The sequence below is a fragment of the Bacillus sp. 007/AIA-02/001 genome (genome assembly GCF_004634455.1).
Lineage (GTDB): Bacteria > Bacillota > Bacilli > Bacillales > Bacillaceae_G > Bacillus_A > Bacillus_A cereus.
In genome coordinates this window covers 38,564-49,844 of record NZ_SEIY01000027.1, presented here as the reverse complement: position 1 = coordinate 49,844, position 11,281 = coordinate 38,564, and the positions used below count along the sequence as shown (strand labels likewise).

The window sequence follows — 11,281 nt, the reverse complement described above, 5'->3', positions numbered from 1 at the left end:
AAGATTCCAAGAAAAACTTCACGGCCTTTCCCCGATAGAATATCGGGAAAAGGCCGTGGCATAATACTCTTTTTATTACTGTCTACTTGACAGGGAGATGACCAGCTTTACTCTTTTTTTACATTAGTTTAGACAAGCCTTAATAATAGTTTATTAAAATGAAAGTGTATTCATTCATTATATTCACTGTGTATAAAGTTATAATGATATGAACATTTGCATATTTTAATTTATTGATAGAAATTTCGTGAAAGGTGGGATATTCTAGTCATAGGTTAACCGGACGACATCATAGGATCCTAACAAAATGTTTACAATAATTCAATTATAAAATGGAGGATTTTATATGAAAAAGAAAGTACTTGCTTTAGCGGCAGCTATTACATTAGTTGCTCCATTACAAAGTGTTGCATTTGCTCATGAAAATGATGGGGGACAGAGATTTGGAGTTATTCCGCGCTGGTCTGCTGAAGATAAACATAAAGAAGGCGTGAATTCTCATTTATGGATTGTAAACCGTGCAATTGATATTATGTCTCGTAATACAACACTTGTAAAACAAGATCGAGTTGCACTATTAAATGAATGGCGTACGGAGTTAGAGAACGGTATTTATGCTGCTGACTATGAAAATCCTTATTATGATAATAGCACATTTGCTTCACATTTCTATGACCCTGACAATGGGAAAACTTATATTCCGTATGCAAAGCAGGCAAAGGAAACTGGAGCTAAGTATTTTAAATTAGCTGGTGAGTCTTACAAAAATAAAGATATGAAACAAGCATTCTTCTATTTAGGATTATCTCTTCATTATCTAGGGGATGTAAACCAACCGATGCATGCAGCAAACTTTACAAACCTTTCGTATCCACAAGGGTTCCATTCTAAATATGAAAACTTTGTAGATACGATAAAAGATAACTATAAAGTAACGGATGGAAATGGATATTGGAACTGGAAAGGTACGAATCCAGAAGATTGGATTCATGGAGCGGCAGTAGTTGCGAAACAAGATTACGCTGGCATTGTAAATGATAATACGAAAGATTGGTTCGTGAGAGCTGCTGTATCACAAGAATATGCAGATAAATGGCGCGCTGAAGTTACACCAATGACAGGTAAGCGTTTAATGGATGCACAACGTGTTACTGCTGGATATATTCAGCTTTGGTTTGATACGTACGGAAATCGTTAAGTATTTAAAAAAGGTCAAATCTCAGAATAGAGTATTTGGCCTTTTTATCACTATACAATACATGGAGGTATGAAACGTGAAAGGTAAATTGCTAAAAGGTGTACTTAGCTTAGGTGTTGGTCTAGGAGCTTTATATAGTGGAACGTCAGCTCAAGCAGAAGCGTCTACAAATCAAAACGATACATTAAAAGTGATGACGCATAATGTATATATGCTATCAACAAACTTATATCCGAACTGGGGACAAACTGAGCGTGCTGATTTAATCGGGGCGGCAGATTATATAAAGAATCAAGACGTAGTTATATTAAATGAAGTGTTTGATAATAGCGCATCAGATCGTTTATTAGGGAATTTGAAGAAAGAATATCCAAATCAAACAGCAGTATTAGGTCGTAGTAGTGGAAGTGAATGGGATAAAACGTTAGGAAACTATTCATCTTCAACTCCTGAAGATGGTGGCGTTGCGATTGTGAGCAAATGGCCAATCGCTGAAAAGATTCAATATGTATTTGCAAAAGGATGCGGGCCAGATAATTTATCGAATAAAGGATTTGTATACACGAAAATTAAGAAAAATGATCGCTTTGTTCATGTAATTGGTACGCATTTGCAAGCGGAAGATAGTATGTGCGGAAAAACTTCACCTGCATCTGTACGTACAGACCAATTAAAAGAAATTCAAGACTTTATTAAAAATAAAAATATACCAAATAATGAGTATGTGTTAATTGGTGGTGATATGAACGTAAATAAAATAAATGCAGAGAACAAGAATGACTCAGAGTATGCATCTATGTTTAAAACATTGAACGCTTCTGAACCATCTTATACTGGACATACAGCGACTTGGGACGCAACGACAAACAGTATTGCAAAATATAATTTCCCTGATAGTCCTGCTGAGTATTTAGATTATATTATTGCAAGTAAAGACCATGCGAACCCATCGTATATAGAGAATAAGGTGTTACAGCCGCAATCTCCACAATGGACTGTTACATCATGGTTCCAAAAATATACGTATAATGATTACTCTGATCATTATCCAGTAGAGGCGACTATTTCTATGAAGTAGTTTCAAAAAGTTTCTTCGTAAAGAAGAAACTTTTTTTATTTGCAAACAGGAAAATCACACTTTCTTTCCAATATGTATAAGACATATTGAGAAGAGGAGAGAAAAATGTGGATCGAGGAATTTTTAAAGAAGTTCCATTACCGTGTGCATTTTTGGATGAAGTGGCTTTAGATAGAAATATTCAATCGATTATAGAGTTAAGTGGAAATAAAAAGATTCGTATAGCGAGTAAATCGTTACGCTCTGTTCCGATTATGCAAAAGATACTAGCTGCAAATGATCGATTTCAAGGTATTATGTGCTTTTCACCTAGAGAGATTTTATTTTTAATAGAACAAGGATTTAATGATTTATTGCTTGGATATCCTGCTTACGATGAAAGAGCTCTGTATGAAATTAGTTTGTTAACAAAGAAAGGTTTCATTATAACTTGTATGGTGGATTGTGAAGAGCATATTGTGTATTTAGAAAACATTGCTGAGCAATCTAAAGGATGTTTTCGTGTTTGTTTGGATATTGATATGAGTAGTCGCTTCTTTCAATTTCATTTTGGTGTACAAAGGTCCCCAGTAAAAAATGTGCAGGATGCGTTGAAAGTAGTAGAAAAGGTGAGAAGGTCATCATATTTAATGTTAGATGGTGTAATGGGATATGAAGCTCAAATTGCCGGGGTGGGCGATTATATACCGAATCAATGGTTGAAAAGTAAAGTGATTTCGTATTTAAAGCAGAAATCAGTGCTAGAAGTTAAAGAAAGAAGAGAACATATTGTAAAAGCAATACAAAACATTGGTATTGAGCTAAGGTTTGTAAATGGAGGCGGAACAGGAAGCATAAAAACAACCGAGAAAGATAATTCAGTTTCAGAGATTACAATAGGTTCTGCTTTTTATTCTCCGAAGCTGTTTGATTATTATAAAGAGGTGAAATTTCATCCAGCGGTCGGATTTGCCTTACCAGTTGTACGTAAACCAGTCCCGTTTATTTACACTTGCCTAGGTGGTGGATATATTGCTTCAGGAGCAGTTGGAAAAGATAAAGAGCCTGAAGTTTGGAGACCGAAGGGTGCAAAATTATTAGCTTTAGAAGGTGCTGGCGAGGTACAAACGCCAATTTTTTATAACGGCGAGGAACGAGTGGATATAGGAGAGACCATTTTGTTTCGTCATAGTAAGGCTGGTGAATTATGTGAACGCTTTCCTTTTTTGTATCGTGTTAAAAAAGGAGAGATTGTCGGGGAGTATTCAACATATCGGGGGGATGGCCAATGCTTTCTATAAAGGGACAAAAGTGGAGAAATTGGACAGGGAATGTAGAAGGAACGCCGCATTATACGATGTATCCAGAAAGTATACAAGATGTAGTAGAAGTTGTGGGGCTTGCGCGAAAAAAGGGAAAGAAAATTCGTGTTGTCGGTTCAGGACACTCGTTTACCCCCCTTGTGCAAACGGAAGAAGTTTTAGTTTCTTTAGATGAATTGAAGGGTATTGTGAATATTGATGCAGAGAAGATGGTTGCTGAAGTATGGGCAGGAACAAAGTTATATGATTTAGGGAAGTTACTTGAGGAAAAAGGTTATGCGCAAGAAAATTTAGGGGATATTGATTCGCAATCTATTGCAGGAGCGATTAGTACGGGGACTCATGGAACAGGTATTACCTTTGGGAGTTTATCAACACAAGTTATAGAGATTACGGCAGTTCTATCTAATGGTGAGAGTATAGTTTGTTCGGAAGCTGAGAACGTAGAATATTGGAGAGCGTTTCAGTTGTCACTTGGAATGTTAGGTATCATTGTAAAGATAAAATTGAAGGTTATTCCAGCGTATTCACTCGTTTATGAAAGTGAAAAACAGTCATTATCCACTGTAATGAACAAACTAGAAGAATATAAGAAGCATCGTCATTTTGAATTTTTCGTTTTTCCTTATTCTGATGAAGTACAAGTGAAACTTACGAACGAAACAACGAATAAAGGCAGTGATTTGAAATGGCATAAACTAAAGGTGGAGTTACTTGAAAATAGGATGTTCTCTTTACTATCTAAAGGATGTAAATGGTTTCCTTCTATAAGTAAAGGCGTGAGTCGGTTATCAGCTAAAGCTGTACCAAACACAAAAATAATTGGCCCGAGCTATGAAGTATTTGCTACATCACGTACGGTGCCATTTTATGAAATGGAGTATAGCATTCCTTCAAAGTATATGAGGACGGTTGTAGAAGAAATCTCAAATCTTATTGAAAAGAAAAAGTATAAGGTGCACTTCCCAATCGAATGCCGTTATGTGAAAGGGGATGATATATGGCTTAGTCCGGCCTATGGAAGAGATTCAGCATATATCGCTGTTCATATGTATAAAGGTATGAAATATGCTGCTTACTTTGGCGAAGTGGAAAAGATTTTTCTAAAGTATGAAGGGCGTCCACATTGGGGGAAAATGCATACATTATCATATGAGCAATTACAATATATATATCCAGAATTTCATTCGTTTTTACAGGTGAGGAAATCTCTAGATGAACTTGGAATGTTTTTTAATCCTTATGCAGAAAAGTTATTTATCCCGCTATTTGTCGGGCAGTAACACTCTCGTCGCAAAATTCGGTGGGAGATAACCGCCCGGTTGGTGAGGGCTAATTAAAGTTTCACATTATGTATATGAAAAAGGTGACAAATAATTATTTGTCACCTTTTTTTAGTGTAATTGCATTTCTTGTATGACTAATATGTTCATAAAATAGTAGTTTATCACGGCTAAATACATGCAGTAAAACATGAATAATAAATAGGCCGTTAATGATGAATAGGAATAATAATGTAACGAGTAATACTAAAGGCTCTGTGTGATTTAAAATAGAGCTACTAGAAAGAATATAATTGATTCCACCTAATGCAAAATAAAATATACCGTAGCGAATAAATAGTTCTTTTAATGTAATACGATTTGATTTTCCTTTCACGTGAATGCGAAGCAATGCTTTCCCAATTGTTTTTCCGTTAGTAAAGTATGGAATAATAATAAAGTAAATAAGGATTGAACACGTAATGAAAATGAGTTCATACATATTGGTGTAAGATTGCATATTAGAAACGAAGAAAGAATTTCCTTTGTTTTTAACGACAGGTACGACGATAGATAAGAAAATCCAATCAATTTGCATCGCGATAAGGCGACGAATGAATCCGACTGGTTTCGTTTCCAAATCAATATGACTATCTAACTCGTTTGTCTTCGGAAGGAAGTACGTAAATATTGGTGCAATGATAAAACCAATTACGCCACCTAATGTATTTAAAAACAAATCATCGATATCAAATAATCGGTATGCACAATTGTATATACCGTATAATCCAGTCACTTGTGTTAGCTCGAAAAATAGTGAAAGGAAAAAGGAAATGCAAATTGTTTGTAAGAAACTACGTCGGAAATAATAACGTAAGTAAATACCGAATGGAACAGTTAATAGAACGTTAAAGGCAACTTGTAAAAACGCAGACTCTTTTAATAAGTAGAAATAAGTAGCTGGTTTCGTTAAAACTGCCGATGTATGACTACTAATCTCTTGTATGAAATAAAATGGTGCGAGTTGCATGTGTTGTGTATTAGCCGGTTGTAGGCTACAAGTATCAAACGTTTGTGGCAACGGCAAAATAACAAGAAAATAGGCATTTAATAAGTAAAGTAATAATGAGTATAAAATAAATGAGCGCCATTTATTTAAATAACCGTATTTTCGATAATTAAATATTAAAAAAGGGATTAAAAGAAACATTGCTAAAAAAGGAAATAAAATAAATGCTGTTTTCACTGGAAATAAATATGCAGTCAAAGTAAAACTCCTTTCAATAAAAATTCGTTTATCATTATAGCGCTAAAAATATTTAAATACAAAGTTAAAACCTTTCTAAATAGAAAAAATTACTAATTTGATAGGGATTAAGTTATAATAAATTTAATATAAGGATATTGTGATTATATAAGTTGAGAGAGGGTACAAGAGATGCGATATGAACTTTTTTCTGTAAGTGGGGATCATATTACGACTTTTGAAAGTGCATGGCGTTTTCAGGAGGGAGAACAGATTTTTGTTCATGATGATCAAACAAAACGAAACTTTATTATTATTCGGCTGACGCATGATGTATTTCAACAAAATAAACATGTTATTCGTTTGTATTGTCAAGAGAAGAAAGTGTATGCATAAGAGAAGCCCTCTTACAGTATGAAAAGTAAGAGGGTCCTTATCTCGTTATTTGTGAACAGCCCAATTGATGAGGGCTGATTAATTTAACTTTATCATTTTGGCCCTCGTAAGGAATAAAAAGAGAAGGATTAATGCACATAGGTAGCATTTGATTTGGAAGAAAGGATATAGCCTTATATTTTGTGCTTCAAAGTTTCATTGCCTTCTTTTTGAGAAAGCCATGTATGGTAATCTTGTTGTGTTTTCCATAACATACGAATCATATACTCTGCCTTATCATTTGTACGATGAACAGGTGAAAACTCTATGTTAATACAACCGTTCGTTCCGGGGGAAGGATAATATTGTTTAAGCCCATAAAGTAGCTCATTTTCATATTCGTACTTAATGTGAATGAGTTTAGTAACTATAAACATATAAACACCTCTTTTACGATAATAGTAGGAAAGATAGAATTACTGTAATAGTGAATTTTATAAATATTATACTATTCAGAAAATTATAAGTAAATAACAGGTTTTAACTTAATAAAGGTATAAAAAAGCGAGCCATTCTATTACACTAGATGACTCGCTTTTAATTTGTAAGTTTTACTTTATAAGAAAATAAGAGTAAGTACACCTACGATAATACAATAGAAAGAGAAATATTTTAAATTTCCTTTTGCCATAATGTTCATAAACCATTTTAGTGAAATATACGTCATGATAAATGTTGCGATGAATGCAACGACATATGGTACGAATAATGTGTCTAGATTTGGGTCATTTGCAATGTCTGTAATGCTTAACAATAAGCCACCTAAGCTAACAGGAATGTATAGTAAGAATGAGAAGCGAAGAGCTGTTTCTTGCTTCATACCAAGTAACATTGCTGCTACGATTGTGGCACCAGATCGGCTTATTCCGGGAATCAGTGCGCAAGCTTGTGCTAATCCGACGATGATTGCATCTTTCATAGAAAGGTCGCCATCATTTTTACGACCGCGTAAATTTCTAATAATCCAAAGGCCGACAGCAGTAATAAGAAGGGAAACCCCAACCATCTTCACACCTTTTAAGTACTGATCGATGTAATCTTTAAATAAAACACCAATAACACCTGCTGGAATGGTTGCAATAACAAGATAAATAATAAAGAAGAAATCTGATTTTGCGTCTTCTGCTCTTGTAAATATATAAGAGAGACCATTCTTTGTTAGACGAATTAAATCATTTCTATAAATAAGTAATACAGCTAATAATGAAGCTGAATTAACAAGTAGTTCGAAGCTAAACCCTTCTATTTTTAGTCCTAGCAAATGTTGTGCTAAAACGAGATGACCACTTGAAGAAATCGGAATTGGTTCTGTTAATCCTTGGAACAGACCGAGAATTAAATATTTTAAAACGTAGTAAAATTGTTCCATAATAACCTCCTTGTTTATTAGTTGAAAGAAACAACTTTTCCATTATAACAAAGATATGGATGAATATTGAAAAGAAATAAATATTCGAAATAAAATAAAAATCCCTTATAGCAGTATAAGGGATTTTTATTTTTAATTAAGAAGTCACTGTTCCTTGAAGACTTTTAGACAATTGAACATCGACTTTTTCAGCATCATGAATATGATTCATAATAGTAGTATTTAATTTTTGGAACATTTGTTGTGTGTTAGCAAATTCTCGTAATATGTCATCATTACAAGACTTTTGGTTTTCGATAGCCTTAATAACATTTGTAGCACCATTTTGTAACGTTTGAATCATAACTAAAATATTTTCAATTCTAGCATTTGTATCGGCGCTCATTTCTACACCTTCATCGACTAAATGTAAATTATCTTTTGTGTTATCATATGCTTTTTCAATTTCTTCTTGAATTTTTTTCGTTAAGTTGCCGATGTTTTTTGTACTTTCTGCTGTACTTTCCGCTAGTTTTCTTACTTCATTGGCAACGACAGCGAATCCTTTACCGTGCTCTCCAGCACGCGCGGCTTCAATACTCGCATTTAATGCAAGTAAATTTGTTTGTGCTGCAATGTTTTGAATGACTTCTACAATTTGCTCGATTTCCTTTGAGCGTTCGCTTAGATGATTCATACTATTAGACGTGCGTTGAGATTGTTCACCTAATTTATTAATTACAATAAGTAAGCGGTGAACGGATTCTTTTCCTTCATTAGAGCAGTCAATAATTTCTGCAATAGACTGAATTAAGCTTTGTTCCTTTTGTAACATTTCATTATTTAACTCATTGGAATGTGTCGTACGTGTTGAAACATTTTCGAAACATGAACTTAACTGTTGAACTAAATTTTGAAGTGTATTGTGTTGGTTATTTACAAGTTGATGCTCTTGTACAACGCTTTGTACACGATCGTGGATAGTAGAAATAGTCTCTTGCTTTTCAATATCTTTTTGTTTTAATTCTGCTTCTAATTCTTGTATACGCTCTTCTAATTGAGCAATTGTATGTTGGAGTGATTTTTTTTGAGTAAACATGTATTTATTTCAACCGCCTTCGAAAGTTATATTTTCTCTATATTTGGATTTTAGCATCTTTTGTATTTTTTAAATATAGGAATTGTTAAATATTTAAGAATCTATTACATTTTATTCATAATTCTCTTTTTTTCGTCACGAAAAATAAACTGTATTTAATCGTTTTGTAAACAAACTGTAAAATAAATCATGTATAACTGTATAAGAAGGGAGTCGGATTATGAACTATTTTAAGCGAATCAGCTGTCTAGTATTAGCAGGAATTATCGGTCTTTCTAGTACAGTCGCTGTTAAAGCAGAGTCAAACGACGAGAAACTTAACAACATGCAACAGCAATTGCAACAAAACGATGCAGAAATGCAAAAGAAAGAGCAAGAGAAGCAAGCTGTTAGTAAAGAAATTAAAGGTATTGAAAACGAACTACATAATTTAAATAATACAATTGCAAAAAATAAAGAGGATCAAGCTGCTATTCAACGTAAAATCGATGAAACACATAAGCAGATTGAGCAAAAAAAGCAAGAAATTGTCGTTTTGGAGGATAAAGTCCTTGCTCGTAAAGATATTATGAGAAAACGTATGGTTTCTGTTCAAAACAGTTCAAATACAAGTTTAGTAGTAGAAGTTGTAGTAGAGTCAAAAAACTTTGCAGACTTCTTACAACGTATGAACGCAGTTTCTACTATTCTAGAAGCTGATAAAGAAATTTTACGTCTACAAGAACAAGATCTTCGTCAAATTGAAGAAGATAAGAAAACAATTGACGAAAAAGAAGCATCTTTAGTAGTAGACAAACAAAAATTAGCAAAAGCGCAAGCTGAACTGCAAGATAACTTAAAAAAGCGTCAAGATAACTTACAAACAGTTCAAGCTAAATATAATGAAGTTGCAAGTCAACTTAATTTAGCAGCGGAAGAAAAAGCTAAAATTGAATCAAATATGAAGACAGTACAAGAAACGATTGCTCGTGAGCAAGAAGCAGCAAGAATCGCAGCGGAAGAGCGTGCAAAAGCAGAAGCAGCTGCAAAAGCAGAGCAAGAAGCTTTAGCGAAAGCACAAGCAGAAATTGCTGAAAAGCAAAAGCAGGAAAAAGCTAGTAAACCAGCTGAACCAGTTGCTAATAATAATTCGAAGGTAGAACCTGCAAAACCTGAACCATCTTCTAAGCCAACTGCTGGTGGGAAAGAAATTTATGTAGAAGCTACAGCTTATACAGCTGATCCAGGGGAAAATGGTTATGCACCAGGTCAACAAGTATTTTCTGCATGGGGACCAGGTGGTAAAGGTTATAATCTAACTGCAAACCCAGGAATGAAATTAATTGCTGTAGATCCAAATGTTATTCCATTAGGTAAGACTGTAAATGTTGAAGGTTATGGAGTAGCAATTGCAGCCGATACTGGTGGGGCTATTAAAGGGCATAGAATTGATGTTTTAATGCCAGATAAAGGTTCATCAAGTAGCTGGGGCAGAAGAACAGTTAAAGTTACAATTTTAAACTAACAAGTAATCCAACTTTACAATACGTAGAGTTGGATTTTTTTATAATAATAATGTTAAGTTGAGTTTACATTTTGTTAAGAATAGCATACAATAATGGTGAGAGGTGGTAAATTTGACCATTTTAAACAGAGTAAAAGAATTAAGAGCTCGTTTTAACTTTACGCAAAGCGTATTAGCAGAAAAGGTTGGAGTAACGAGACAAACAATTGCAGCAATTGAAAAAGGGGATTACGTTCCTTCGTTGTTATTAGCACTTACGATTTGTGATGTGTTCCAGTTAAAGATGGAAGATGTGTTTGTTTTAAATAAGGAGGGAGAAGAGGATGAATAGAATTGTTTTTTCTTATATTATAAATGTACTCTATACTGCACTAGCATGTTGGACATTTGTTGAATTTTATAGTGTTATTACAGAGTTAGCAGATATAATTAAAAACGAGAAATTCCCGTTTGAAGTATGGTTTAATGGAGTACCATTCATTTTATTATTTATTGGAGCAATTATAGTTACAATTTTTTATAGAATTCAAAAGAAAAAATATAAGAATTTATCTTTTTGGATGTATCCATTATTATTTCCGCTAGAAGATGAACGTGAAAAAGCGATTACGGATAAAGCTTGCCGAACAACATTTGTATCGTTATGGTTTGTGTTACCTTGTGCAGTTGGATTTTTAACTTTTTCGCCTATTATTAATGAATATCTTCCTGGATACCCATTATATATTCTATTTTCTATTTTCTTTATTCAAATGACAGTATTTCACGTATCACTATACAGAAATAAATTAGCTTAAAAAGAAACCTTCT

The 11,281-nt window shown here is 33.8% G+C and carries 11 protein-coding genes and 1 pseudogene; 8 read left to right on the top strand and 4 right to left on the bottom strand.

Translation table 11 applies throughout. From position 1 onward, the window contains the following. The first annotated feature begins 346 nt into the window (after positions 1 to 346). From cerA to ES895_RS27650, 4 genes are all read left to right on the top strand, one after another. Positions 347 to 1,198 carry a phospholipase CerA gene (cerA, locus tag ES895_RS27665; protein ID WP_000730997.1) on the top strand — a complete coding sequence of 284 codons (852 nt, stop codon included), beginning with the start codon at positions 347 to 349 and terminating at the stop codon, positions 1,196 to 1,198. A gap of 76 nt (positions 1,199 to 1,274) precedes the next feature. Then, complete coding sequence (gene sph / locus ES895_RS27660) at positions 1,275 to 2,276, top strand: sphingomyelinase C (protein WP_135238820.1); 1,002 nt, start codon at positions 1,275 to 1,277, stop codon at positions 2,274 to 2,276. Between the two features lie 107 nt (positions 2,277 to 2,383). Then, a complete protein-coding gene (locus ES895_RS27655; protein WP_000373747.1) occupies positions 2,384 to 3,556 on the top strand; it encodes an amino acid deaminase/aldolase in 1,173 nt (390 codons plus the stop codon). Then, positions 3,544 to 4,860, top strand: coding sequence for a D-arabinono-1,4-lactone oxidase (locus ES895_RS27650; RefSeq protein WP_000948949.1), 1,317 nt, complete (start codon positions 3,544 to 3,546; stop codon positions 4,858 to 4,860). Before ES895_RS27655 ends, ES895_RS27650 begins: the two co-directional genes overlap by 13 nt. Positions 4,861 to 4,954: 94 nt before the next feature. Here the strand turns inward: ES895_RS27650 and ES895_RS27645 are convergent, their stop codons facing one another. Further along, on the bottom strand, positions 4,955 to 6,106 hold the full coding sequence (locus ES895_RS27645; protein ID WP_000128014.1) for a VanZ family protein: 1,152 nt from the start codon (positions 6,104 to 6,106) through the stop codon (positions 4,955 to 4,957). Between the two features lie 171 nt (positions 6,107 to 6,277). Here ES895_RS27645 and ES895_RS27640 point away from each other — a divergent pair, with 171 nt between their 5' ends. Beyond that, positions 6,278 to 6,481 carry a hypothetical protein gene (locus ES895_RS27640; protein WP_001268332.1) on the top strand — a complete coding sequence of 68 codons (204 nt, stop codon included), beginning with the start codon at positions 6,278 to 6,280 and terminating at the stop codon, positions 6,479 to 6,481. Positions 6,482 to 6,654: 173 nt separating this feature from the next. Here ES895_RS27640 and ES895_RS27635 read toward each other — a convergent pair whose 3' ends face one another. From ES895_RS27635 to ES895_RS30320, 3 genes and pseudogenes are all read right to left on the bottom strand, one after another. Then, on the bottom strand, positions 6,655 to 6,897 hold the full coding sequence (locus ES895_RS27635; RefSeq protein WP_135238819.1) for a hypothetical protein: 243 nt from the start codon (positions 6,895 to 6,897) through the stop codon (positions 6,655 to 6,657). Between the two features lie 179 nt (positions 6,898 to 7,076). Next, on the bottom strand, positions 7,077 to 7,889 hold the full coding sequence (locus ES895_RS27630; RefSeq protein WP_000434796.1) for an undecaprenyl-diphosphate phosphatase: 813 nt from the start codon (positions 7,887 to 7,889) through the stop codon (positions 7,077 to 7,079). Between the two features lie 136 nt (positions 7,890 to 8,025). Then, positions 8,026 to 8,556: pseudogene (locus ES895_RS30320) on the bottom strand (methyl-accepting chemotaxis protein); the annotation flags it as partial. Between the two features lie 631 nt (positions 8,557 to 9,187). On the opposite strand from ES895_RS30320, the gene ES895_RS27620 reads away from it, so the two are divergent. From ES895_RS27620 to ES895_RS27610, 3 genes are all read left to right on the top strand, one after another. Next, positions 9,188 to 10,471 (top strand): 3D domain-containing protein, encoded by a 1,284-nt coding sequence (locus ES895_RS27620; RefSeq protein ID WP_001105787.1) that lies wholly within the window; start codon positions 9,188 to 9,190, stop codon positions 10,469 to 10,471. Positions 10,472 to 10,583: 112 nt separating this feature from the next. After that, positions 10,584 to 10,802, top strand: coding sequence for a helix-turn-helix transcriptional regulator (locus tag ES895_RS27615; protein ID WP_000154019.1), 219 nt, complete (start codon positions 10,584 to 10,586; stop codon positions 10,800 to 10,802). Beyond that, complete coding sequence (locus tag ES895_RS27610; RefSeq protein ID WP_001080043.1) at positions 10,795 to 11,268, top strand: DUF2178 domain-containing protein; 474 nt, start codon at positions 10,795 to 10,797, stop codon at positions 11,266 to 11,268. The genes ES895_RS27615 and ES895_RS27610 overlap by 8 nt, the downstream gene beginning before the upstream one ends. Positions 11,269 to 11,281 lie beyond the last annotated feature (13 nt).

Coding starts and splice junctions, on each gene's coding strand:
- cerA (WP_000730997.1), top strand. CDS start 347: ATGAAAAAGAAAGTACTTGCTTTAGCGGCAGCTATTACATTAGTTGCT.
- ES895_RS27650 (WP_000948949.1), top strand. CDS start 3,544: ATGCTTTCTATAAAGGGACAAAAGTGGAGAAATTGGACAGGGAATGTA.
- ES895_RS27640 (WP_001268332.1), top strand. CDS start 6,278: ATGCGATATGAACTTTTTTCTGTAAGTGGGGATCATATTACGACTTTT.
- ES895_RS27635 (WP_135238819.1), bottom strand. CDS start 6,897: ATGTTTATAGTTACTAAACTCATTCACATTAAGTACGAATATGAAAAT.
- ES895_RS27630 (WP_000434796.1), bottom strand. CDS start 7,889: ATGGAACAATTTTACTACGTTTTAAAATATTTAATTCTCGGTCTGTTC.
- ES895_RS27620 (WP_001105787.1), top strand. CDS start 9,188: ATGAACTATTTTAAGCGAATCAGCTGTCTAGTATTAGCAGGAATTATC.
- ES895_RS27610 (WP_001080043.1), top strand. CDS start 10,795: ATGAATAGAATTGTTTTTTCTTATATTATAAATGTACTCTATACTGCA.